This is a genomic window from Shewanella sp. SP2S2-6 (assembly GCF_031931965.1).
Taxonomy (GTDB): Bacteria; Pseudomonadota; Gammaproteobacteria; order Enterobacterales; family Shewanellaceae; genus Shewanella; species Shewanella baltica.
Genome location: NZ_JAUOEQ010000006.1, coordinates 127,988 through 153,038, shown reverse-complemented (window position 1 = coordinate 153,038; position 25,051 = coordinate 127,988). Strand labels below are relative to the sequence as shown.

General features: G+C 46.6%; 20 protein-coding genes. 9 read left to right on the top strand and 11 right to left on the bottom strand.

Annotated elements, in window-relative coordinates:
• Window positions 1-219 precede the first annotated feature (219 nt).
• Both Q4Q57_RS07150 and Q4Q57_RS07145 read right to left on the bottom strand, forming a co-directional pair.
• On the bottom strand, window positions 220-2,007 hold the full coding sequence (locus tag Q4Q57_RS07150; RefSeq protein ID WP_311890382.1) for a DUF3413 domain-containing protein: 1,788 nt from the start codon (window positions 2,005-2,007) through the stop codon (window positions 220-222).
• Window positions 2,008-2,073: 66 nt separating this feature from the next.
• Entirely contained in the window at window positions 2,074-2,292 is a 219-nt protein-coding gene (locus Q4Q57_RS07145) for a YejL family protein (RefSeq protein ID WP_011847036.1), read from the bottom strand.
• Between the two features lie 77 nt (window positions 2,293-2,369).
• Between Q4Q57_RS07145 and yejK the strand changes: the two genes are divergently transcribed.
• Window positions 2,370-3,398, top strand: a complete 1,029-nt coding sequence (gene yejK / locus Q4Q57_RS07140) for a nucleoid-associated protein YejK (RefSeq protein WP_300480740.1) — start codon at window positions 2,370-2,372, stop codon at window positions 3,396-3,398.
• Window positions 3,399-3,554: 156 nt separating this feature from the next.
• Here yejK and Q4Q57_RS07135 read toward each other — a convergent pair whose 3' ends face one another.
• Window positions 3,555-4,553, bottom strand: a complete 999-nt coding sequence (locus tag Q4Q57_RS07135) for a cytochrome-c peroxidase (RefSeq protein WP_311890377.1) — start codon at window positions 4,551-4,553, stop codon at window positions 3,555-3,557.
• A 482-nt stretch (window positions 4,554-5,035) separates the two neighbouring features.
• Between Q4Q57_RS07135 and Q4Q57_RS07130 the strand changes: the two genes are divergently transcribed.
• Together Q4Q57_RS07130 and Q4Q57_RS07125 are read left to right on the top strand one after the other, a co-directional pair.
• Complete coding sequence (locus tag Q4Q57_RS07130) at window positions 5,036-5,908, top strand: 6-carboxytetrahydropterin synthase (protein ID WP_106650772.1); 873 nt, start codon at window positions 5,036-5,038, stop codon at window positions 5,906-5,908.
• Window positions 5,909-6,353: 445 nt separating this feature from the next.
• Window positions 6,354-7,217: a M23 family metallopeptidase gene (locus Q4Q57_RS07125; RefSeq protein ID WP_106650771.1), complete on the top strand. Its 864-nt coding sequence runs from the start codon at window positions 6,354-6,356 to the stop codon at window positions 7,215-7,217.
• A 151-nt stretch (window positions 7,218-7,368) separates the two neighbouring features.
• Here Q4Q57_RS07125 and Q4Q57_RS07120 read toward each other — a convergent pair whose 3' ends face one another.
• The 3 genes from Q4Q57_RS07120 to Q4Q57_RS07110 form a co-directional block, all read right to left on the bottom strand.
• Window positions 7,369-7,629, bottom strand: coding sequence for a DUF5062 family protein (locus Q4Q57_RS07120; RefSeq protein ID WP_106650770.1), 261 nt, complete (start codon window positions 7,627-7,629; stop codon window positions 7,369-7,371).
• 307 nt (window positions 7,630-7,936) lie between these two features.
• On the bottom strand, window positions 7,937-8,602 hold the full coding sequence (locus tag Q4Q57_RS07115) for a VOC family protein (RefSeq protein ID WP_311890373.1): 666 nt from the start codon (window positions 8,600-8,602) through the stop codon (window positions 7,937-7,939).
• Between the two features lie 175 nt (window positions 8,603-8,777).
• The gene (locus Q4Q57_RS07110) at window positions 8,778-9,290 is read right to left on the bottom strand and encodes a murein L,D-transpeptidase family protein (RefSeq protein ID WP_106651838.1); all 513 of its coding nucleotides are present in this window, start codon (window positions 9,288-9,290) and stop codon (window positions 8,778-8,780) included.
• A gap of 172 nt (window positions 9,291-9,462) precedes the next feature.
• On the opposite strand from Q4Q57_RS07110, the gene Q4Q57_RS07105 reads away from it, so the two are divergent.
• Together Q4Q57_RS07105 and Q4Q57_RS07100 are read left to right on the top strand one after the other, a co-directional pair.
• Window positions 9,463-10,317 (top strand): ion transporter, encoded by an 855-nt coding sequence (locus tag Q4Q57_RS07105; RefSeq protein WP_311890371.1) that lies wholly within the window; start codon window positions 9,463-9,465, stop codon window positions 10,315-10,317.
• A 47-nt stretch (window positions 10,318-10,364) separates the two neighbouring features.
• The gene (locus Q4Q57_RS07100) at window positions 10,365-11,912 is read left to right on the top strand and encodes an MATE family efflux transporter (protein ID WP_311890370.1); all 1,548 of its coding nucleotides are present in this window, start codon (window positions 10,365-10,367) and stop codon (window positions 11,910-11,912) included.
• Window positions 11,913-12,162: 250 nt separating this feature from the next.
• On the opposite strand, the gene Q4Q57_RS07095 is transcribed toward Q4Q57_RS07100, so the two are convergent.
• A complete protein-coding gene (locus Q4Q57_RS07095; RefSeq protein WP_311890368.1) occupies window positions 12,163-12,360 on the bottom strand; it encodes a DUF2986 domain-containing protein in 198 nt (65 codons plus the stop codon).
• 365 nt (window positions 12,361-12,725) lie between these two features.
• Here Q4Q57_RS07095 and yqfB point away from each other — a divergent pair, with 365 nt between their 5' ends.
• A complete protein-coding gene (gene yqfB, locus Q4Q57_RS07090) occupies window positions 12,726-13,043 on the top strand; it encodes a N(4)-acetylcytidine aminohydrolase (RefSeq protein ID WP_311890366.1) in 318 nt (105 codons plus the stop codon).
• A 129-nt stretch (window positions 13,044-13,172) separates the two neighbouring features.
• On the opposite strand, the gene Q4Q57_RS07085 is transcribed toward yqfB, so the two are convergent.
• The 4 genes from Q4Q57_RS07085 to Q4Q57_RS07070 form a co-directional block, all read right to left on the bottom strand.
• Complete coding sequence (locus Q4Q57_RS07085) at window positions 13,173-16,220, bottom strand: efflux RND transporter permease subunit (RefSeq protein ID WP_311890364.1); 3,048 nt, start codon at window positions 16,218-16,220, stop codon at window positions 13,173-13,175.
• Window positions 16,217-19,468, bottom strand: a complete 3,252-nt coding sequence (locus Q4Q57_RS07080; protein ID WP_311890362.1) for an efflux RND transporter permease subunit — start codon at window positions 19,466-19,468, stop codon at window positions 16,217-16,219. The genes Q4Q57_RS07085 and Q4Q57_RS07080 overlap by 4 nt, the downstream gene beginning before the upstream one ends.
• A gap of 12 nt (window positions 19,469-19,480) precedes the next feature.
• Window positions 19,481-20,545: an efflux RND transporter periplasmic adaptor subunit gene (locus tag Q4Q57_RS07075; protein WP_311890360.1), complete on the bottom strand. Its 1,065-nt coding sequence runs from the start codon at window positions 20,543-20,545 to the stop codon at window positions 19,481-19,483.
• Window positions 20,546-20,843: 298 nt separating this feature from the next.
• A complete protein-coding gene (locus Q4Q57_RS07070; RefSeq protein WP_006081983.1) occupies window positions 20,844-22,130 on the bottom strand; it encodes a citrate synthase in 1,287 nt (428 codons plus the stop codon).
• A gap of 415 nt (window positions 22,131-22,545) precedes the next feature.
• On the opposite strand from Q4Q57_RS07070, the gene sdhC reads away from it, so the two are divergent.
• From sdhC to sdhA, 3 genes are read left to right on the top strand one after another with little or no spacing between them, the layout of a single operon-like run.
• Window positions 22,546-22,941 carry a succinate dehydrogenase cytochrome b556 subunit gene (gene sdhC / locus Q4Q57_RS07065; RefSeq protein ID WP_006081982.1) on the top strand — a complete coding sequence of 132 codons (396 nt, stop codon included), beginning with the start codon at window positions 22,546-22,548 and terminating at the stop codon, window positions 22,939-22,941.
• Window positions 22,935-23,282, top strand: coding sequence for a succinate dehydrogenase, hydrophobic membrane anchor protein (gene sdhD / locus Q4Q57_RS07060; protein WP_006081981.1), 348 nt, complete (start codon window positions 22,935-22,937; stop codon window positions 23,280-23,282). The genes sdhC and sdhD overlap by 7 nt, the downstream gene beginning before the upstream one ends.
• Window positions 23,283-25,049, top strand: coding sequence for a succinate dehydrogenase flavoprotein subunit (sdhA, locus tag Q4Q57_RS07055; RefSeq protein WP_106650760.1), 1,767 nt, complete (start codon window positions 23,283-23,285; stop codon window positions 25,047-25,049).
• Window positions 25,050-25,051 lie beyond the last annotated feature (2 nt).

The following is a 25,051-nucleotide window of genomic DNA, read 5'->3' as shown; positions in this document are numbered from 1 at the left end:
GGTTGAAGGCACCGCGCGGCTGTAGCTTATATCAGACCCAGACTCAGACTCAGACTCAGATACTGTACTCTGATATTAATCTCTTATAGTGAGCTTTGAGCTGGGATTAGTGCGGTATTGAGAAGTGGACTCTGACTTTTAGGCACTCATCCTGCCGTGTAGGGATTAAAAAAGCCCCAATCCGTAGGGAATGGGGCTTGTTAGAGAAAAGGATTCAGATTAGTGATTATAGAAACGTCGACCTTCGCGCATCACTTCAATCAACTCAGGCGCACTCATTTTCTTATTGAGCCTATGTTCATAGTTTTCATCGTAAATACGGTATTTGCCGTGGCGGTCAATCACTGTCACTTCCGCTTCTTGATAGATTGCAAAAATACGGCTATCACCTATGTAGATCCACGTTTCTTTACTCGGTTGCAATAAGCTGCGGCCAGCGCTGTAATCTGTGGTGTTATTGGTGCAGCCGAGCACGTGGGTCATCAAAGTCGGCGCTATGCCGTAATGGCTGGTGCGGTATTTGACCTTAGACGCGCCCGTATTAGGCCAGTGGATCACTAAGGGCACTTTGACACTCTGTGGTGACAGGTTGCGATTCGCTTCGTCACTGTTACTGGTGAACATCTTGCCATTCACCCCTGTGATAATCACTAAGGTATCCTTGGGCACATTGGCCAGCATTGCCTTAAGTTGTTGATCGACAAAATACAGTGATTGGCGATATTGATTAAACAGTACCTTTTGCGCTGGCATAAGGTCGGGATTGGCTTTCACGGTTTCAATGCCAAGGAAACCCACGGGAGTATCGAAATTTTCCGGCGCTTTTAAATTAACGAGCGCAAACCAAGGTTTATTTTGGATGCTGTGCCACTCGTTAAAACTGGCCACTGTGTGCAAGTCGGCATCGGCGCTGCCATTGGTTTCTTTAGCTATCACAGGATTGAAGTCATTAAACATTGCCTGTGAAGAACGCAAATTAAGATTGGTTTCTGGCAGGAACAATCCCAGTTCATAACCCGCTTGCTGGAAGCTTCGGGTCATTAGCGGACTGGTGCTATTAAAAATTCGCGCATCGCCATAACTGCCTTGCAGGCCGTAGAGTAGCGAAAACATGCCGGTTCTAAATTGGTTGCCGCCGCTGAAATGCTGGGTAAAAGACTGGTTACTTTCAGTGTATTGCTGCAAGAATGGCATGCTTTTGCCATCGACCATATCGGCACGCAAACTATCGATGGTGATCATCAACACATTGATTTTAGTGTCAGCTTGGCAGGTCAGTGGTTGCTCTGGATAATTGAGTACACTGGTATTGTGATTGACATCATCTCCTTGTGACGAGCCATCAATACCGTGACTTTCCATAAAGGAGCGCGCTGTCGCAGGGTACGATAAAGGATAAGTATCATCGAAACGGGTAATTTCAGTGATATCGGCGGCATCGGCCCAAATGTGGATTAAGTGGCTACTGACAAAACAGATACCCACTAAGGTGATGACTTTATTGCCTAAATTCAGCTTCTGGATCTTCTCTATTCGCTTCCACAAAAAGTTCGCTGCCGTAAGCTCAATAGCAATAATGGCGAGTGGCGTGACGATATAGGAAGTGCCATGGAGCAGGGCATTGAGATCCGCCCAGGCCAAATCGAAGGCGAAGGGGCTCAAGTGCATGCCGTAATCGGCGTAAACAATCGTATCGTACAATAAGATACAGAGACTTAGGGTCGCGATCACCGCCGCGACGCCTCTTAATATCTTCGAATAAGGCAATATCAAGGTCAGTGGGAACAGACAGATCAAATAGGCGATAAAGGCGAGAAAGCTAAACTGACCAATAGTGCTGACGCTTAGATAAACCCAGCCATACCAAGTTTCTGGATAACCCACGCTGCCAAGATATCGGCTGCCGACTATCATGGCTAATAGGCCATTGAAGAAGGCGAACCAATGTCCCCAGTTGATGAGCCGGGAAACCCGATCGCGGCTCATTTGCTTTTTTCGCTCGACCATAGTGATCCGCTTATTCCTAAAAGACCTTGTATCTTATATTCTTTTGACGATTATTACCCAGTTAACTTACTGGGATTTAACCGATTGTGCGAGTGCTTTTGCAAATTGTTCGGCCACGGCTTGGCGCGATTCGCTTGGCACTTTACGTTCTAGCAGGTTTGTCACGCAGTTACCCAATGCCATCAGGCTCAGGTCAGTCGGTGCTTTATGCTTTTCTAACACAGCCAATATTTCGGCGATTAATGATTCAACTTGGGTGTTTGAGTATTTCGATTGGATTGCCATAATCAAAAAATGTTTCACTTTGGAATGGATTAGCGGCATATAATAGCGGATTTATCCCAGTATCACTATCAGGGCTTATGAGTATTAACATCGAACACGCAATTATTCACGAGATTTCTCAGGACAGTCAGGGGCAATTGCGCTGCCGTTTGCGTCCTCAACCTCTGCTGAACGGTCAGGCGGTCGAGATGATGCTCGACGAGCTGCATCAGACTTATACGGGAAAGGCAGGTAAAGGTTTTGGCTATTTTGGGGTCCATGGCGACGACGGCGAGGCCAATCCTGCCTTTGCTAACGCACTAACCCAATACCGTGGCGGCGACTTAGGATTTGTGGAGTTTTCGGGCCAAGCCAGTAAATTGCTGCAAGAAGAGTTGTCGAAGTACGATTTCAGCCAAGGCGGTTTTTTGCTGATGTCTTGCTACACCAGCATCACCAGTGATTATCTGTTTGTCGCCTTATTAAGTGCTAAGTCGTCGATGACTGTGTTAGACGATATGGAACTGTCGCAAAATAATCATTTGGATTTAAACAATATCCAACTGGCGGCGCGTATCGATTTAACCGAGTGGCAAGCTGATAAAGACTCGCGTAAATACATTTCCTTTATCCGTGGCCGCGCGGGACGTAAAGTGGCCGACTTTTTCCTCGACTTTATGGGCTGCGTCGAAGGTGTCAACACTAAGGCGCAAAACAAAACCTTAATGAATGCGGTTGAAGATTTTGTTGCCAGCAGTGAGTTGACGAAAGACGAGCGTCAGCAGTGCCGTAATAAAGTGTTTGAATATTGCAGTGAGCGCTTCGATGAAGGCGCTGACATTGAGATCAAAGACTTGGCCTATGAGTTAGCCGATCAAGGTATGGATTCTTTCTACGATTTTGCCCGTGGCGGCAGCTATGATCTCGATGAAGAGTTTCCGGCCGACAAATCGACTCTGCGCCAATTGAAGAAGTTTTCTGGTACGGGCGGCGGCGTAACCTTAAGTTTTGATGGCGGCCACTTAGGCCAACGGGTGATTTACGATCCCATTTCGGACACGATTTTAATCAAAGGCGTGCCAGCTAACTTAAAAGATCAGCTCGACCGTCGTCTTAAAGGCGAATAGCACTTAATTAATCCACCGTTTTTTAAGCGAACGAATAACCCAAGGCCGAGCGTGTTGACTCTCGGCCTTTTTGCTAACCTAATCACCAAATCACTAAGTGTCGCGCTGACTCAGTTTCTAAGTGAGAACTTCTTAGTCAGTGACTCGTTGCCTATGTTAATTATTGGAGCTAAATGGCACAGGACGTGGCGTATCTTTATTCGATGGTGGCAAAATCGGCAGCGTGATTTGTGGCTGTTCGCCTGTTAAGGCTTCAAGGAAGGCGACCATTTCTTTCACTTCTTGGTTAGAGAGTTTTTGCCCTAATTGAATGTCTGCCATGGTATTCACCGCTTCTTCTAAGGTCCATACGCTGCCATCATGGAAGTAGGGATAGGTGAGCTCAATATTGCGTAGTGTCGGCACTTTAAACACAAATTTATCAGCTTCTTTACCTGTGACGCCCTTACGACCTTCTGCAGGATTATTGGTGTGGAACGGTTTGATGAGGCCCATTTTCATATACATAGTGCCACCGACGGCGGGGCCATTATGGCAACTTACGCAACCTTTATCCTTGAAGAGTTGGTAACCTGCTTTAGCATTCGCGCAGATGGCATCTTGTTTGCCCAGAAGAAATTGATCGAAGGGGCTATTAGGGGTGACTAAGGTTTTTTCAAAGGTGGCAATTGCATCGGTTAAACGGTCAATTGTGACTTTGTCATCGCCATAGACCTTGGCGAAGTGCGCTCTGTAGGCTGGCATAGAGGCGATAGTTTCAGTTGCGAGTTCATGGGTAAAGCCCATCTCTTTCGGGTTGGCGATAGGGCCCGCGGCTTGTTCTTTCAAATCACTGGCACGACCATCCCAAAATTGAGCCAGCATAAAGTCGGCATTTAGCACTGTGGGGGAGTTAATTGGACCTTCCTGCCAATGGTGACCAATGGATGTGGGTAGAGCATCGACACCACCAGTGGATAAATTATGGCAAGAGTTACAAGAGATAAAGCCAGATTTAGACAGTCTGGGTTCGAAGAACAGCATTTTACCTAATTCAACTTTTTCAGGTTCAGTGATTTTGGCTGCTGTGATCACTTCGATGGGTTCTGCACTGATAGCATGGGCACTGGCTAACATACCTGCGATGAAAATGGCGATAGATGTAAGTTTGGTCATCTTATTTCTCCCTATATAACCTTGGTATTTGTATGGTTTAATTGGGATGCTAGCGGTTAATAAGGCTGAGTGATAATGCTTTGTTTCGATTGGGTCTATCGCTGTTGCGGATTAAGCTTTTGCGATCTAATTCTCTGTTTTTATTCTATTATTCTGCTAGGTTGAACTGTGTTCCTGTTAAGGCTTTATCTGTTAATCGACAAGGTCGATGCATTGTTGCTTTCTGTCTAACGACATTTGATGGTTGCAATGAGTTACATTACTGGATTTTCGACTACCTGATATACACATCTGATACAAACATCTGAGACAAAATATTGAACCGAGTGGATTCATTTGTCGCGACAACAGACGGAATTGATTAGAATCTCTTTTCATGTTGAGTTGACTCGTGTTGAGTGCCTCAAGTTAGCACGCTCGGCCATCGCCAAGCGGTGCTATAAAATTACATAGGTGGACTGTTTTTCTGCCGAGGAGCGTTAATGCAATTGTTTGTCAAAGATTTAACTGTGATCGATTTTTCCTATTTGTGCCCAAAGCGCGGCATGGTGGGGGAGAGTTGGATTGTCGATGTTCTGCTTGAGGGCGGATTAGACGAGCAAAACATGGTGCTCGATTTTGCTAAAGTCAAACGTACGATCAAGCAGACCATAGATGCGGTGGCCGATCATCGTTTATTAGTGCCTACGGCCTGCAGCAGTGTGCGATGGCAACAGCAGGGCGATAGAGTGTGGATGGATTTTGATAGTCAGTTAGGTGAAATTCATTTGGCCTGTCCTTCCCAAGCCTTTGCCTTAGTGCCGACCGAAGAGATTGATATTCCCAGCGTGAATGCCTTTTTACAGAAAGCGTTACGTGAAGCTTTACCTAAGAATGTCGAAGGGATCACGCTCACTTTGAGACATGAAATCCTCGATACGCCTTACTACCATTACAGCCATGGTTTACGTAAACACGATGGTAATTGTCAGCGTATCGCCCATGGACATCGTAGCCCTATTCACGTTTATGAAAATGGCAGCCCAGCACCAAAGTGGGATGAGTATTGGGCCAAGCGATGGCACGATATTTATTTGGGCAGTGAAGAGGATTTAGTTTCAGTTGACACTCTCAATCTTTCGTCGCAAACACGGATCACCGATAGCAGCCATTATGGTTTTCACTATCAAGCGCCCCAAGGGGATTTCCAATTGGCAATGCCAAAGGAATGCTGTGATTTAATTCCCCACGACACCACGGTTGAGTTGTTAGCCGATTATATTGCCACGACATTAGTCGCTAAAGTGCCTGGAAGTCAGTTTAAAGTGGTGGCGTTTGAAGGTGTAGGTAAAGGCGCGATTGTGTCTAAGGGATAAGCGCTAAGTTTGGGTAGCTAAGTTTAGGTAAATAGAGCCGAGTAAATATAAATTACTTGCTGAATGAGCCTCGGCTGATTGTCGGGGCTTTTTTGTGTCTTCATAACCTTAGATAAAGCGCGATTATTATTGTATGCAATACATCATTAGGTATTTGCGCCGCTGTGGATCGATTTTTAGGGCGGGTTAGGTTAACGTGACGCATGGATTTAATCGGTCAGAGTTTAGTGATTCAGTGTTAGCGATAAGTTAGTGGTGTGCTGGTGATGCGTTAGTGTCGTGCAGAACGCATTCAATGGGCATTGCCCTGAGTTGACCATCGAGAAGATTTTTTGTGAAGATGTTTAGGGCTATGATGTTCGAGGCTAAGATGCCCGATAATAGAATATTAGGAACTCAGATTTTGGAAACTATTGGTTTGGGAAACGTTTCGGGAAGAAATAAGATGTTGGGAAATCGTTTAACGGCATGGTTAACCTTGGGCCTAGTGCTCATTGCGCCTCAGGTGCAAGCAGCGGTGACTTTGCAAGGCAAGTTAGAGCAAGGCGCATTAATGCGGGGTCAAGCGCCAGCGGGCACTCAGATTAGCTTAAATGGTGAAGCCATTAAGGTCACGCCTGACGGTCATTTTGCCTTTGGTTTTGATCGTGACGGTGAACTGAGTCAGCAGTTAACCTTGGTTTATCCCGATGGTTTGACTGAGGTTAAGCCTTTAACTTTGGCCAAGCGTGAGTACGATATTCAAAGTGTCAAGGGCATTAGTTCTAAGATCATGAAGCCCGATCCCGTCGCGCAGGAAAGAGCGGCGAAAGACACGGCGCAGGTAAAAGCAGCGCGGGCAACATTTAGCGAACAAACGGCCTTTTTACAGGCGTTTATTTGGCCGCTGACGGGGCGTATTTCCGGGGTTTATGGTAGCCAACGTATTTATAACGACGTACCCGGTAATCCACACTTTGGGGTGGATGTGGCGGCGAAAACCGGCACTGTCGTGGTAGCGCCCGCCGATGGTGTGATAAGCCTGTCTGTTCCCGACATGTTTTATTCGGGTGGGACTATGGTGATCGACCATGGCTATGGCGTAAGTTCGAGCTTTTTGCACTTGAGTAAGCTGTACGTCAACGCGGGTGAAGCGGTTAAGCAAGGTCAAGCCGTGGCAGAGGTGGGCGCAACAGGTCGTGCTAATGGCCCGCATTTAGATTGGCGAGTGAACTGGTATCAAATGCGCCTCGATCCCACAACCATAGTGCCACCCATGGCAACAGTGCTAGCGAATGAGAAAGCCAGTAAAGCGGCTAAAAAGGGCTAGGTTCGATATCCTATTCTGGCTCAATTAAATGGCGCTATGATGCGCCATTTTTTAGATTTTTATCTTTAGCACTCAGTGAGTTGGATTGTTCTAGACTCGTTTCAACTGTCCGCTTGCAGATTATCGGTTTTAACCGCTTAGCTCAAAAAGATTACTTCAACAATGGATGATCGGCAGGTAGCTGGCGGGTGATCCATAAAATCAGTTTGTGTTTCATGTTTGGCCCATCTTCTTTATCTTTGGCCAGTGGCTGGATTAAGTTGTCTGTGACCAATAAACGGTAAATACATTCCACTTTATCTTTGGGCGAGATGCCCTTGTCGAAGTCCGCATATCCGCGTTTTTTGGCATAGCCAATCCCGATTTCCATGGCGAACTTCAATATTTGCGCTTCGTTCTTGTGTGGTTTCATTGGCGAACCTCTGTTTGCACATCGAATCCATCAAGTGGACCCGATAATGTATGCCTGATGGCATCTGCGAGTTATACGTCCTAAGTTACGCTAAATATGCTGTTTTCGAGATTTAATTTTGGCAATTTTTGACAAAACTACCAAAAAAAGGGCCTAAAGATGATCTGGATACTGAGTCTGAACACTGAACCTGATTGATATAGTCATCAACAGATTTGTTCGTTAAGACAAGTGCGGTAAGTGCCAATGGAAATCTAAGCTCAATGCTATCTTCTTGCAGATATTAAGCCCGCCTAAAATAGGCTATTTACGTTTGCTCGCTGGCGATCACTGCTTTTATGCCATGGGGATGCACTTTAATGCACACATCATCGCGCTTAAAGGCAATCGTCGGATTGGCTAAACGCTCTTTATCCCCTTTGGGCGAGCTCATCTTAATTTTTATCCCAGCAAGGGATGCTAAGCTTTGTGAGTTCAAGCCTTGTGAGCTTGACTGAACGGGCTCTGCAGTGTGCTCCGATGGCAGTAAGGCGCTGAGTTTGGGACATAGTGCGAGCAAATCTTGGCTCAGGGTATCGCAATCTTTGGCTTTAGAATCAATGACTAGCTCTATGTGTTCCCAGCCTTCCTGCGGATAGACTTTGTCGCTGGGGTAGGGAAGTTCGACACAGGCAATGCTAAATTGACCCAGCGTAAGTGGGGTATCCAGTTCGATAATCAGAATCGTACGACCATTGATGATATTGTCTGAAATGATCTTACCGACGCGGCTAAAGGCATAGCGCAGCGCATCGGCACTGTCGATGGAATTGACGCGCAGCGCGACATGATCGCAAACCAGTGCTTTATCCGCTAAGTCTAAGGTTTCAAGCAAGGCTAAAATTTGTGCTTCGAAGGCGGGCCAGCTTTGGGTTAATTGCTCATAGCTGATGCTTGTGCTCTGCGGCGTGGCAGCTTCATTGGACGATGACATATAGGCTCCAAGGCATGTGTATTAGCGTTAGTTTTTATCCTTTACACAAAATCACGGGGATAATACGGCTAACGATATGATGTAAATGGCTAAATAAAAACGCCCATTAAGCTGGGCGTGTTTGATGTTGTGACATTATCTATTCGGCGTGTTGCCATGGCTAAGTAGGCTTAGGTTACGGCCAAATTTCAATTGGCGTTCCTTCATCGACCACTTTCCACACTTCATCCATTTCGGCGTTGGTTATCGCAATACAACCGTCGGTCCAGTTGTATTGCTGGGCTTGTTCTGGCGGCAACGGCGACTTAGGGTTCTGACCGTGGATCATGATCATGCCTCCGGGTCTAATGCCTAAGGCTTTGGCTCTGAGTTTATCTTCTTCATTGGGATAGGAAATATGGATCGATTTATAATAGGCACTGTCGGGCTTTTTATAATCTAGGGTATAACGTCCCTGTGGTGTGCGTTGATCGCCTTCCTTTAATTTGTGTCCTGCGGGTAAGTCACCCATGGCAATGCGATATTGTTTGAGTATTTTGCCATCGCGCAATAAAGCCATACTGGATTCGGATTTTGTGATCACCACAAGATCCACTTTACCCATGCCTGAGGCATGTAATCCGGGTGAAACGAGTGCCGCGATAGTCACAGTGAGGGTGGTCAATGTGGAAAGTAGGGTGGCGCGCATGAATTCCTCGAAAATTAACACTAGTTGTTGGCTTTTTTCGGCATCATACCGCAATTTTATCTTGCTGTGAGTAGATAATTTTGAGCTGAATGCAATTGCATGGCAGACTCGTGGGATATTTATGATGTAATCCCAGAGTTACTCAGTTTGTTGCAAGGAAGTAAAAGCTTTTATGTCTGAAAACATCGAATCCGAAAGCCCACTAAAACGTCAATTACGCACCATTATTTTTGGCACTGATACTCCCGCTGGCCGCTATTTTGATATCGCCTTAATGGTGTGCATTGTGCTGAGTGTCGCTCTAGTGTTTCTCGATACGGTAGAAGTGTTTCATCGTGAATACGGGCAGATTATTCGCGTCTTGGAGTGGGTCTTTACGATTATATTCACCCTTGAATATGGCCTACGTTTGTATTGTGCGACTCATCCCGTGTTATATGCCCGCAGCTTTTATGGCATAGTCGATTTGTTATCTGTATTGCCAAGTTATCTGGCGTTACTGATCCCTGGCGCCAACTTTACCTTAGTCATCCGAATTCTCAGGTTATTCAGGATTTTCCGCGTACTCAAATTACTGCGTTATTTGAGTGAAGGGAATGTGTTGCTTAGAGCCATGATGCAGTCGAGTCGTAAGGTCTTTATATTTTTCTTCTCGGTCAGTTTGATCGTTATGGTGCTCAGTGCGGTAATGTATGTTGTTGAAGGGCCTGATAATGGTTTTAGTTCAATACCTAAAGCTGTCTACTGGACAATTGTGACTATTACTACTGTCGGTTACGGTGATATCACCCCAAAAACGGGATTAGGTCAGGCGATTGCCGCTTTTACTATGTTGATTGGTTACTCAATTATCGCGATCCCAACTGGGATTTTAACCGCGGAAATCTCCCAAGAAGTGGGGCGCCATCGAGATTTACGCTCGTGCAATCAATGTCATAAAACCGGCCACGATCTTGATGCCATGTACTGTAGCCGCTGCGGATGCGAGTTAGATAGCTTAGATGCCCCCGTCGAAAATGACGCTTAGTCATTGTTTTAGCAAACACTTATTATTTTTGCAGGTAACACACACGTATGACGCAAGCCAAGTTTGTTGAAGGCCCCATATTACGTCACATCTTAGTGATGAGTTCGACTGCTGCTGTGGGGATTTCTGCCTTATTTGTGGTGGATTTACTGGATATCTTTTTCCTGAGTTTATTGGGGGAGCATGAGCTTGCGGCGGCTGTGGGTTATGCTGGCAGCATCTCCTTTTTCACGACATCCATTGGGATAGGCTTATCAATTGCTTTAGGCGCCTTAGTGTCTCGCTCGATTGGCGCAAAAGATGTGGTGTTAGCAAAGCGGCTATTGCTCAATAGCGCTGTTGTGACAACGCTGATTAGCGTGCTGGTGGCCGGCGTGGTCACTACTTTCATCCCTGAGTTGGTTGCCTTAGTGGGCGCAAGTGGCCATACGGCGGAGCTCGCTGCCAGCTACTTGTATATCTTAGTGCCTTCCTTGCCCTTTATTTGTCTTGCGATGGCGCTCGGCGGGGCTTTGCGCGCCGTGGGTGATGCTAAGTTATCCATGATGTCGACCTTAGCGGGCGGCGGCGTTAATGCTGTACTCGACCCGATTTTTATCTTCTTGTTCGCCATGGGGATAGAAGGTGCGGCATTGGCATCCGTTTTAGCGCGGGTGGCGGTATTTTTAATTGCTGGCCGCGGCGTTGTGGTTAAGCATAAGTTGTTAGGTCATTTCGATAAGGCGCATTTTATCGCCGATCTAAAACCCATCTTTGCTATAGCGGGACCCGCTATGTTAACCAATGTGGCGACGCCTATCGGTAATGCCTTTGTGACCCGAGCCATTGCCGATTTCGGTGACGCTTACGTGGCGGGCTGGGCGGTATTAGGGCGTTTAATCCCTGTGACCTTTGGGATGATCTTTGCGCTTTCGGGTGCGATTGGCCCTATTGTTGGGCAAAATTTTGGTGCGGGACAGTTTGACCGAGTGCGCGAGAGTTTAACGCGGGCGATTCAGTTTTGTGCTGTGTATGTGCTGGTAATGTCTCTGTTGCTGTTTGCGCTTAAGTCACATTTGGTCAATGTGTTTGATATGAAGGGCGATAGCGCCGACCTTATCCACTTTTTCTGTAGTTATATTGCGGTTTTCTTTATCTTTTCGGGGATTTTATTCGTGGCGAATGCGTCCTTTAATAACCTCGGTAAGGCTAAATACTCCACCCTGTTCAATGTCGGTAAAGCCACCTTAGGCACAGTGCCTTTTGTGTATTTTGGTGCACTCTGGGGCGGAGTTTACGGCGTATTGATTGGGCAAATATTAGGGTCTATTTTGTTTGGCACCTTAGGTGTGTGGGTTGCTTATCGTTTAGTGGATAAAGTGGCGGCGCAGGCACAGTTCTCCGCGATGGTGAATGTCGGTGGCGTCAATGCTGTTCCCCGCAATGTTGCGCTGACTGAGGAAGAAGAAATCGCTAACTGTGTGGCGGAGAACTTGCCGAGTGCGACCAATCCACTTTCATCTTCTTGCGTGCAGATGGCGCAATTAACCGAGGAGCAAGAGAGTGAGTCGGTATTACCAATAACGTATTTAGAAGAAGGCAAAAAGCCGAACTGACTTTAGCGGTTAATGGTTCACCTGTTTTAGTGCTGATACAAACTGTCAAATAACGATATTGAATCAAACATAAACACTCAAGCTGGTTCACCGCGCGCCGTTAGGAATACAGAAAAACAAAAATGCCACAAGATTGCTTGTGGCATTTTTGTTTTAAGCGGCGTTTGCAGTTAATCGAGTCGGGTTAACAATGCAAAAATAGGCCGCTAGAAAGCGTTATTCTGCGGTACTGCTTATTCTTCAGTACTACTTATTCTTCAATAATTGGCGCGTCTTGTTGGCCTTCGACTTGTTCAGTCGTGGCTTCTAATGCCGCCATTTTTGCGCGTTCGGCCTTAGAGATGTAACCTGATTTTGCTGGCGAGCCGATAGTCACTGGGTCGACTTTATTCAGTCTGGCCTTAGCGCGTTTAGCAATTTTCTTGATGATCTTTTGTTTCTTGTTCATGACGTCTCTAATTTCGTTTCGCACCCGCTATGCGCAGGAATATGAGGCCAAGGGCTCAATTGAGGGCGGATTCTAACTCAATCTGAGCGAACTGACCATGTTTTGCTGAATTGTTTTACTGAAAGCTGTCGAAAAGAACTGCAACTTTTGGGCGTCTAATAATTGGTAGTCAATTCGGCAATAGCGCGTTTGTACGGGAGTTTGACTCAATGGGCAGTACAGGGATGAGTGCAATCGATGCCGAGTATTTACCGCTATATGCTGTCAGTAGGCGTTAAAAGCCATTATATTGCCCCGCATGATTCGTTCGATAAACTGACGCCAATGTCATTTTTTATTGCTTATGTACAATCTGAGGAAAAGCTGTGTTACTCACTAAAATCACTTTTTTCGAGCGTTTTGAACACGATATCCTAAGTGGTTCGAAAACCATTACCTTGCGCGATGCAGCCGAGTCCCATGTGATAGCGGGGCAAATTCTACCTGTGTCCACCTTCGAAACGGACCGCTGGTTTTGTGATATCCAGATTATCGATGTCACGCCAGTAAAGTTAACTGAGCTCACCGAAGTGCATGCCAAACAAGAGAATATGACTCTGCCACAGTTACGCGATGTGATTGCCGAGATTTACCCCGGTCTTGAGCAATTGTTTATGATCCGCTTCAGGATTTTGTCGCAGTAATCTGTCACAGTAAAATGTGCAGTGAGACATTCTCGCTAAATGCGTAAATAAAAAAGGCTGCGCTGCAGCCTTTTTGTTCATTTTTTCAATGTCATGTGCTTCAAAAGCATATTCAGTTGTGCTTGCTGGCTACACTGTCCAAGGTAGTAGCTTTTGAGCTACGCGGTCGGCTTGCCCTAAACGAATGGCGGCACGATGGCGCATTCGATACAAGGCTTGGTAGCACAAGGGCACTAAGTACAAGCTAGTTAAGGTCGAGAACGACAAGCCACCAATAATGGCGATTGCCATGGGCGAATACGGCGGGCCGCCGCCACCGATTTGGGTTTCACCCATCGCCAGTGGAACTAAGCCCAACACTGTGGTGCCCACTGTCATCAATACTGGGCGCAAACGCGTGATACACACATCTCGAATGGTGGCGGACAATTTGTCGAGATCCGGCGTCATCTGGTTAATTTGATCCACCAGAACGATGCCGTTATTCACCACAATTCCCATTAAAATCAAAATGCCTATCATGGCCATCACAGAAATAGGCGTGCCCGTGATAAACAGCGCCCAGAATACCCCTGTGATCGAAAATAGGATTGAAGTGATAATCGCCGTCGGCAATAACAGAGACTCAAATAGTGCCGCCATAACGATGTAAATCATCGCAACAGCCAATAGCATATTGGTTGCCATCACATTCTGATCTTCATCTTGACGCTCGAATCCACCGCGCAGTGAATAGTCGTAGCCATTAGGGAAATGGATATTTTCCATCACTTGCTTGATCTTAGTTTGCGCTTCTTCCGTGGTGAGGTTTTCTAAGTTTGCGCCAATCGACAAAGAGGTTTGGCGATTAAAGTGCTTAATGGTATCGAAGCGAGGTTGGATCTCAATCTTCGCTAAGTTATCTAAGGTGTACACCCTTTGGTCGATGCGCACTATTGGTAACTGCTTGAGTTTTTCGAGCGACTTTTGCCACTCTTTCTCATAGGCCATTTCGATGCGCAGTTCGCCATTAGGATCGTGACGGAACGAGCGCAGCGGTGAACCACGCAGTGCCATAGAGATACTCGAAGCGATTTCATTGAGTTTTAAATCTAACCGCGCCGCCATTTGCCTGTCGATACGGATAACCACTTCCTGTTGCGCACCGTTAAGCTCAGAGCGAACATCTTGCATTCCTTTGATATTTTGCAGTAAAGGGATTACTTGTTCGCTTAAGTTAATCAGCTCAGAGGTTGAGCGACCTGTGAGCGTGACGCGCACACCAGAGTTGTCATTGCCCCAACCAAATTGTGGTTTGGCGATTGAATACTTAGGAAAGCCGCTACGGATTTTCTTTTTCAACTCATCCAATGGTATAGGTAAGTCTTTCTTCAGCAATATCACCGATGAACCGTCGTCGGATGAATAGTAGCTGTAGACAGAATCAATATGAAATTCCTCTTTATTTTTATAAAGATACTCTTCCATTTGATTGACCATAGCTTCAGTCACATTGAGATTATGCCGACCTTCCACTTGGTAGTTGATGTAAATCCGCTCCTTGCTCTGGCTGTCTTCTTGATCCTGTTTGACCATCGACAGCGGCAGGGCGGTAGAGGCGAGAATGGCCACCGCAATCAAGCCTGAACGCCAAGGCCTCAGCAATACCCAGTTAAGCGTATTGTTGTAGAAGCGCTGTAACTTACCGGCATCCTTTTCGGGCGCGATATCGAAGTGGAACTTAGTCAACATCAAAGGGATCAAGGTTTTAGCAACCAGTAGTGATGCCGCAAGCGAGATACAAATCGCGATGGCAACATGCTCGAGGAAAATCGTCAGTTCCACTTTCACGCCAAAAATATTGGGTAAAAATACGATGGCAGTGGTCATAGTGCCCGCCAATACGGCGAGGGACACTTTATCGACCCCAGTCATCACTGACTCTTCATTATCCTTGGGTGATTTGCCCTGTTTCTCCTGCAACACGCTCTCGGTCACTACTACAGCGTTATCAATTAACATACCAATGGCGAGTAAGAGTCCCATCATAGACAGGATATTCAAGCTATAACCGAGTAAATACATGGCGGCGAGCGTCATACCGATGGAAATCGGCACAGACGACACGACCACTAAGGTCATTTTCAAATTACGTAGGAACAAGTACAGCACCACAAAGGACAGCAGGGCACCGATTAAGCCCGAAAGTAAAAGGTCCATCAGTGACGATTTAACCCCAGAGGCTTGATCTTCCATGATAAACAGACGAATACCTTGGAATTGCTGATCTTGTTTCGCTAGTTCAATGACTTTTAGTACGCGTTCAGACACTTCGACTAAGTTAGCGCCTGATTCCTTAAACACATCTAAACCGACAGCATAGTGCTGATCTAAGTGCCGGCCTTCGATACGCTCGGGCAAAGCAAACTGCACATCTGCAACATCGCCTAAGGTCAATCCTGGGATTAGCACCAGTGCTTTGATATCTTCAAGGTTTCTAAACTCGCCCTTCGGCGACACTTGGTAAACGATGTTACTGGCCCTGAGTGTGCCTGCGCTAATCACAAAGTTTTCTCTGCCGAGGCGGGCTTGCAAGTCGGTGGCTGAAAATCCACTGGCGGCAAGACGGTCGGCATTGATGCGCACTTCAATCTGCTTTTGTTCAACGCCGTACAGGCTGACCTTAGAGACACCTTCAACACGTTCAAGCGGACGTTTAAGCTGTTTATCGAGTAAATCGAATGCGCCTGACAGCTCGCGGTCGCTCGATATACGTATCGTGAGCACTGGCATGTCGGCGGTGGAGAATTGGCGGATAAAGACCCGCTCAACATCCTTTGGCAGTAAATGCCGCACCGCATCGATTTTTTCCCGCGCTTCTAAGCTTTTAGTGGCAACGTTTTCACCCCACTTCATGTTGATTTCGATTTCAGAGCCTTCTTGGGAAGATTCTGATTCGAGCTCATCAATCCCACCCATAGTGGCGAGGGATTCCTCCAGCACTTTGGTGATATCGCGCTCGACTTCAGCGGGGGTCGAGCCCTTGTAGGGCACTTGCACCACAATCTGCGGAATATCGATACCAGGGAACATTTCCAGCGGTAACAAACGACTCGAGGCGAGACCAAATAGCAAGATAGCAAAGAAGAACATGCTGGTGGTCACGGGACGCTTAATGGCTAAACGGGTGAGGTTCATGGGCGAGCCTCCTCAACCTTATGGGCCATATCCACAACTTCATACACTTTACGGTCGAACAGGGCATAGAGCACTGGGAGCACAATTAGAGTCAATAAAGTCGATAAACTCAGACCAAAAATCACCGTAATCGCCATAGGTGCACGCACCTCAGAACCATCGCCCAACCCTAGTGCCATCGGCAATAAACCTAAGGTGGTGGTGAGCGTAGTCATCATAATGGGACGTAGGCGCGATTTAGCCGCGGCGCGAATGGCATCGAGTTTTTCAACACCTTCACTGCGCAGTTGGTTGATGCGATCCACAAGCACAATCGCGTTGTTCACTACGATACCCGCCAACATGATAAGACCGATAAACACCACCACACTCAAATGGGTTTGGGTGATATACAGGCCCAGCACGCTACCCGCCAATGCCATAGGCACGGCAAAGAGGATAAGCAAGGGATGCAACAGTGACTCAAACTGACTCGCCATCACTAAATACACTAAGAAAATCGCTAAGATAAGGGCAATTTTGAGTGACTGGAATGAGTGCTCCATTTCCTCATTTTGACCACCAAAGCGGGCTTGCACCGATGCGGGCAGCACTTGTTGCGACAGTATTTGCTGCGCCTGTGCCACTGCATCGCTTAAGTCACCGTAGGCGAGGTTCGCCGACACCAATGCCACACGTTGCTGGCTGATACGGTTAATCGCCGAGGGGCCTAATTGTAATGACACTTCGGCAACCGCGCTTAAGGCAATGGGTTGGCTGCTGTTCGGGTTGATGATTAAGGCATCGATATCGCTGATATGATCGCGCTCGGAGAGTTCACTGCGCACCAGAATATCAATCTTACGATCACGTACTGTGTATTGGCTGGCAATAGTGCCGCCAACCCGCTGGGCAATGCGATTCGCCACCGTTGGCGCGTCCATTCCGAGCGCTGCTAACCTTGCATGATCGAAACGGATACTCAGCTCAGGTTGACCATCACGCAGACTGGTATTCACATCAGCAAAACGATCTGATGCCGATAACGCTTTGACTAGACTATCGGCACTGCGCTTGAGCAAGTTCAAATCGTAGCCTGTGAGCTCAATCTCCAGTGGCGTTTTAAAGCTGAACAACTCAGGTTGCTCGATTTTCGCTTCAAGTTCAGGAATGCGGCGTGCGGTATCACGCAGCACTTGAGTGATTGCGTTATAGGCACTGTGATCTGTCAGCACCACTTGTAAGCGGCCCCAATTTTCACCCCCGCGAGCAGTATCCGAGGTCATCAAACCACCGCTACCAGCTTGGCTATAGGCATGTTTGACTTCGGGTCTGTCTTTGATAGACAACGCGAGTTGTTGCAATACCTTATCGGTTTCGCTCACTGCAGTACCCGGTGGCAGTAGGATTTCTACATAGAATTCGCCCTGATTCATCGGTGGAATAAGCTCCATACCTAGGCGAGGTAATAGGCTAATACACGCACCTGTTATCGCAATGGTGAGCAGCAGCGTGGTCATTTGTTGACGCAGCGCCGAGGCCAGCAGCTTGTGATAAACCTTCTCGATACTGTGGTAGATAAAGTTAAATCCTGAACTCAAAGGACGCATGATAAGACCGATTAGCCAGGAGAAGAAGCGGCCTAAAATCAGCACTAAGGTCAACAATGCACTTGGTAAATAACTAAATATCAACAGAATAGGGAATGAGAATACCGTCGCGCTATAGTGTTTAAACTTACCCATTTTAGTGGTGGGTTTATCCTTAGGTGTTGTTTTTATCAGTGCGGGTAAGGTTTTAAAGCCTTCGCGTGATGCCAGCATAGGGATAGAGGTTAAGGCGACTAATAGCGAGGCCAACAGGGCAAACGTGACCGTCAGCGCTTGGTCGGAGAACAGGGCACCGGCAATCCCATCTACAAACACTAAGGGTACAAATACCGCAAGGGTCGTCAGCGTGGAGGCGAAAATAGCGCCCGCTACTTCTTTAGTTCCTGTGACTGCAGCGTCTAACTTACTCATGCCTTCGCTGCGACAGCGGTCAATGTTCTCTAATACCACAATGGCGTTATCGACTAACAGACCAATGGCCAGCGCGATACCGCCTAATGACATGATGTTTAAGCTGATATCGGCAAAATACATCATGTTAAAGGTGGCGATAACCGAGAAGGGAATCGAGATGGAAATAATCAGCGTTGGGATGATGTTACGCAGGAACAGGTAAATCACTAGCATAGACAATAAACTGCCCATCAGCGCCGAAGAGGTGACTTCACTGACCGCACTTTCGATAAACTCGGATTGATCGTAAATCACTTCGAGTTTGTTTTGCTTAGGATCTTGATTGATTTTGACAAGTTCATCGCGCAGTTTTTTGGCGACGGCGACAGTGTTAGCATCACCTTCTTTATAAATCGCCAGTTCAATCGATTCTTGGCTACCGATGCGGGTGATATCACTGCGCTCTTTATAGGCATCCGTAATCGTAGCGACTTCGAATAAACGTACTAAAGTTTGCTCGTCGCGATAGACGATCACTTGGCCAAGTTCATCTAGTGAATTGAATTGGTTAAGTGTGCGCACTAAGTATTCGCGATCACCTTGGATCACTTTACCGGCAGAGAGGTTAATATTCTCTTCATTAATGCGACGTTTAATGTCGTCGGCATTGAGGTTAAGTTGCGATAGTTTTTCTTGATTGAGCTGAATGTGTACTTCTTGCTCTAGGCCGCCAGATAAACGCACGGCGGCGACCCCAGAAAGCGCTTCTAAGCGACGCTTAAGCTCTTCTTCTGCGTAGGTGCGCATTTGCTTAAGATCGGCTTCTGAGGCATTGGGTACTGACAACGCGAGACGCATGATCGGGTCAAGGTTGGGGTTAAAACGCAGTAATAATGGCTTTTTAACGTCCAAAGGCAGGGCGATAGTGTCGAGTTTTTCGCGCACATCTAAACTCGCCATGTCCATTGTGGTGCCCCATTCAAACTCGAGCACTACATCTGACATGCCTGAGCGCGAAATAGAACTGATTTTACGTAAGCCTTTGACCACGCCAACGGCTTCTTCAATCGGTTTAGAGACGAGCTGTTCAACTTCTACTGGCGCCGCACCGTCATACATAGTGCGGATGGTTAATGTGGGATAGCTTAAGTCTGGCAGTAACTTCACCGCTAAGCGGGAAAATCCCACCATACCGAATAAAATCACCGCCAGCATGAACATCCATACCGTGACTGGCCGTTTAACGGAAGTGCTGATAATTGACATGAAAGGCTCCTATCAGTTCTTAGCGGAAGCAAGATCGAGTGGGGTGATCACTTCGACTAAGGATTGGTCTTTCAAGTTTTGCTGGCCACGGGTCACGACTTGTTCACCTGGGTTAATGCCTGCAATCACTTCTACAGAGTCACCTTCACGGTAGCCAATTTCGACTTCACGGCGGTTAGCATTAGTGCCATCGATAACATACAAAGCTTGCCTGTTATCTTGGTTGATCAGTGCGCTATAGGGAACGGTAATCACGTTTTCATGGGTGTCGTACTTAAGCTCAACACGGGTAAACATCCCTGCTTTTAGGCGCGCTTCTTGATTCGGTACGGCTAATGTCACTTTAAACGTGCCGCTTTGTGGGTCCACAATCGGGCTTATCCGTAGCACTTTGGCATGGATAGCATTTTTACTTTGTTGATTGCTGAACACTTGTGCCTCTTGGCCGAGTCTTAAGCTGGCAAGTTGTTGCTCTGGCAGATGGACTATACCGTGAAGTTCATCTTGATTGACTATGTAGAACAAGTCGCCAAATTCCTTCGCCATGTTGCCTGCTTTCACATAACGTTTAGCGACGACGCCGCTAATAGGGGACAGTACGCGGCTTTCTATGACTTGTAGCTCGGCAAGATCTTTCTTGGCGATGGCGGCTTGCAAGTTATATTCAAGTTTGGCCATCGAATCTGCGCTGATAAATTCTTTGTTGCCCATTTTCTTCAGACGATTCAATTCCTGCTCAATGATTTTAACTTCGGCTTCTGAGCGGTCTAAATCGTATTGCTGTCTTTTGGCATCGATAACGGCGAGCACTTGGCCCTTTTGTACGCGGTCACCTTCTTCAACGGCCAATGATTCAATGAGTCCAGAAATGCGGCTGACGACATTGGCTTCTTGAGGTGCTTCTAAGGTGGCCGTTGTGCTGTAGAAAGATGAAACGTTTCCTTGCATCACTGTGGTGGTTTCGACGGGAATGGCATATTTTTCTTCTTTTTTAGCCACTTCTTCCTTACCACAGGCTGCTAGCATTGAAATCATTAGCAGGGGGAGGGCGAATTTAGCAATGTTTGACTTTTCCATAAGTGTGTTACCTGTTGTCTATATTGTGATGCCATTTAATAGCAGAAACCGTGCCAATGTTAAATGTAGCTTAATTTCATATAGTTAAGCTATATTTAAGTTAGGGCTAATGTGTGGATTTCACTAAATGTAGCTAAAAAGTTTAAAAAGTGATGAGAATAACTAAAGGCGGTTAACAGCGGTTATGCAAGTAGGCAATTGCAACAATGTATTTTGTGTAACAAGGGGAGTGTAAAAGGTGATTGTTCGATATGAAAAAAGCGCCCTCAGGCGCTTTTTAATGCGTAAGCCGTGGGACTTAGCGTTTGTCTTGTGCGACGAAATCACGTGCAGTTTCGCCAGTGTATAACTGACGTGGACGGCTGATTTTGTGGCCTGGTTGATCTAACATTTCTTTCCAGTGAGCAATCCAGCCTACAGTGCGAGCCAGTGCAAACAGCACAGTGAACATACTGGTTGGAATACCAATGGCTTTCATGATGATGCCAGAGTAGAAGTCGACGTTTGGATAGAGCTTCTTAGAAATGAAGTATTCGTCTTCAAGCGCAATGCGCTCAAGCTCCATTGCCACATCCAATAGTGGATCCTTAACTTTCAGTTCTTTCAGTACTTCGTGACAGGTTTCACGCATAACTTTGGCACGTGGGTCAAAGTTTTTGTAAACACGGTGTCCAAAGCCCATCAGACGGAATGGATCGTTCTTGTCTTTAGCACGTTCAATGAATTCAGGAATGCGGTCAACTGAACCGATTTCTTCTAACATTTGCAAACAGGCTTCGTTAGCGCCGCCGTGTGCTGGGCCCCAAAGAGACGCGATACCCGCTGCGATACACGCAAATGGGTTAGCACCTGAAGAACCCGCTAAACGTACGGTTGAAGTCGATGCGTTTTGTTCATGATCAGCATGTAAAATGAAGATCCTGTCCATTGCACGTTCAACAATAGGGTTAACTATGTATTCTTCACATGGTACAGCAAACATCATGCTTAAGAAGTTGCCCGCATAGCTTAAGTCATTACGTGGATACACGAATGGCTGGCCTGAAGAATACTTGTAGCACATGGCTGCTATCGTAGGCATTTTTGAGACTAAGCGATAAGCGGCGATTTCGCGGTGACGTGGATCGTTAACATCCAGAGAGTCTTGGTAAAATGCAGATAATGCACCCGTCACACCACATAACATGGCCATAGGATGAGCATCACGACGGAAACCTCTAAAGAAGAAGGCTAGCTGCTCGTGAACCATAGTGTGGGTTTTAACTGTATGTACAAACTCAGTATATTGCGCTTTCGTCGGCAGTTCACCGTAAAGCAGCAGATAACACAGGTCTAGGTAATCGGAGTCAACGGCTAGTTGATCGATTGGATAGCCACGGTGTAACAATATACCCAGATCACCATCAATATAGGTAATTGCAGATTCACAGGAGGCAGTCGCAAGAAAACCTGGATCAAAAGTAAAGTAACCTTTGCTGCCAAGTTTACTGATGTCGATTACGTCAAAACCAGCGGTTCCCTGCTTTACTGGCAATTCTATCGAGTCGTTCCCTGGTAATTCTAATTTGGCTTTTAAATCAGCCATACCCCGTTCTCCTTACTTAGTTCTTATCTGTGAGTGCGGCATGTCAAACCGCCATTACTTTACAGCCATTCTAGATCACATTTCAATTTAAATAAGCGTTTAAATTTGTTAGACCATGGTATAAATGCCTTTACTTTCCCATGCGGAACTGGCACTTACAGTAAAAATTCGTCAAAAAAACATAATTTGCATTCTGTGATGTTTGTATTTGACATTTGCCGCGAGTATACTTGCCTCGCCCAATAAGGGCCGCAAACAACGATTATAAAGCACCCTCTGTTTACATGTTAAATGAGTGCGTGCTCAGATAGTTAACTGTTTGTTTAAACTTTGCTTTTGTGTTTACTTTTGCCGTGATTCACATCCCAGTTTAAAGTTTGTACAAAAGCGGTTCACATAACAAAAAAAATGCTCAATGGAGCTGAGTGAGCAGAACGTGAAAAAGCAAAGACCTGTCCATTTAGATCTGCAGACCATTCGCTTTCCTGCAACAGCGATTGTGTCAATTCTTCACCGTGTTTCCGGTGTCATCATGCTGTTCGCAGTTGGCATTCTCATTTGGTTGCTAAATTCATCTTTAGCATCAGCTGAAAGTTTCGCTGGCGTACAATCTCTATTCGATAACTTCGTTATGAAGTTCATCATGTGGGGCATTATGACTGCACTGGCGTATCACTTGTTTGGTGGCCTGCGCCACTTAGTAATGGATACCGGTCGTTGGGAAGAATTGTCATCGGGTGCCGCATCAGCGAAAGCTGTATTTGCCTTAACGGTAGCCTTTTCAATCATAGCGGGGATTTGGGTATGGTAACCAATGCAGCAAGTTTTGGACGCAGTGGTGTTCATGACTATATTCTACTACGCGCTAGTGCAGTGATCCTCGCCTGTTACACCATTTTCTTGGTTGGCTTTATTGCATGTAGTTCCCCTCTCACCTACGACGTCTGGCATAGCCTTTTTAGCGCTCTGCCGATGAAAGTGTTTACACTTTTGGCGCTGGTAGCATTATTAGTACACGCTTGGATTGGTGTATGGCAAGTGCTGACAGATTACGTCAAGTGCACGTCGTTACGTGGTGTTTTACAGTTCACCTTTGTCGTTACCGTTTTTTGTTATTTAGCGGCCGGCATTGTTATTGTGTGGGGTGTCTAAGTGAGTATTCCAGTACGCGAATTTGATGCTGTAGTGATCGGTGCCGGTGGCGCTGGTATGCGTGCAGCGCTGCAGATTTCCAAAGAAGGTAAAAGCTGTGCGCTTTTATCAAAAGTATTCCCAACTCGTTCTCATACCGTATCTGCGCAGGGTGGTATCACTGTTGCGTTAGGTAACGCCCATGAAGATCATTGGGAACAGCACATGTACGATACCGTGAAAGGTTCCGATTTTATCGGTGACCAAGAAGCGATTGAATTCATGTGTAAAACCGGTCCTGAAGCCGTGATTGAACTTGAGCAAATGGGTTTGCCTTTCTCTCGTTTCGAAAATGGCACGATTTACCAACGTCCGTTTGGTGGTCAATCTAAGAACTTTGGTGGCGAGCAGGCTGCACGTACTGCGGCAGCTGCCGACCGTACTGGTCATGCTTTGCTGCACTGTTTATACCAACAAAACGTTAAGCATAAGACGCAAGTCTTCTCAGAATGGTATGCATTAGATCTCGTTAAAAACGATGATGGCGCCGTTGTGGGTTGTACTGCGATTGAAATTGAAACAGGCGATATCGTTTATTTCAAAGCCAAAGCAACGATTTTAGCGACAGGTGGAGCAGGGCGTATTTACGCTTCGACCACTAACGCACATATCAACACCGGTGACGGCGTCGGTATGGCAATGCGTGCTGGCGTGCAAATGCAAGACATGGAAATGTGGCAATTCCACCCAACTGGCATCGCCGGCGCGGGTGTACTTGTGACTGAAGGTTGTCGTGGTGAAGGCGGTTATCTGCTGAACAAAGACGGCGAGCGCTTCATGGAGCGTTATGCCCCTAACGCGAAAGATTTGGCATCACGCGACGTGGTAGCACGTTCAATGATGACTGAAATCCGCGAAGGTCGTGGTTTAGACGGTCCACTAGGTCCACACTGTTTACTCAAGCTTGATCACTTAGGTAAAGAAACATTAGAAGCACGTTTACCAGGCGTGTGTGAATTGTCTCGTACCTTTGCCCATATCGATCCGGCCGATGGTCCAATCCCAGTATTACCAACCTGTCACTACATGATGGGCGGTCTGCCAACTAAGGTCAGTGGTCAAGTTATTCGTAAGAATGAAGACGGCACTGAACAAGATGTGATCGGTCTGTTCGCTGTGGGTGAGATTGCCTGTGTATCTGTTCACGGTGCAAACCGCTTAGGTGGTAACTCATTGCTCGACTTAGTGGTCTTTGGCCGCGCAGCGGGTCAGCATTTAGGTAAAGCTTTGGATGAGACTGACGATCCAAAAGACGCAAGCGATGCGGATATTCAAGCATCTCTGGCGCGTCTGAATCGTTGGGAAAGCAACAAAGATGGCGAAGATCCAGCGCAAATCCGTAAGGATCTGCAACTGTGTATGCAATTAAACTTCTCTGTATTCCGTCGTGGCGATGCTATGGCTGAAGGTTTAGAGCAGTTGAAAGTCATCCGCGAACGTCTTGCAAAGGCGAAGTTGTCTGATAACTCTCGTGAATTCAACACTCAACGTATTGAATGTTTAGAGTTAGATAACCTAATGGCAACAGCAATCGCTACGGCCTATGCTGCTAACTTCCGTACTGAAAGTCGCGGTGCTCACTCACGTGAAGATTATTTAGAGCGTGATGATGAGAACTGGTTATGCCACAGCTTATTTGACCCTGTGACTGAAACGATGGATCGTCGTGCAGTGAACATGGCACCTAAGTTACGTGAAGCATTCCCACCGAAGAAACGTACCTACTAGGA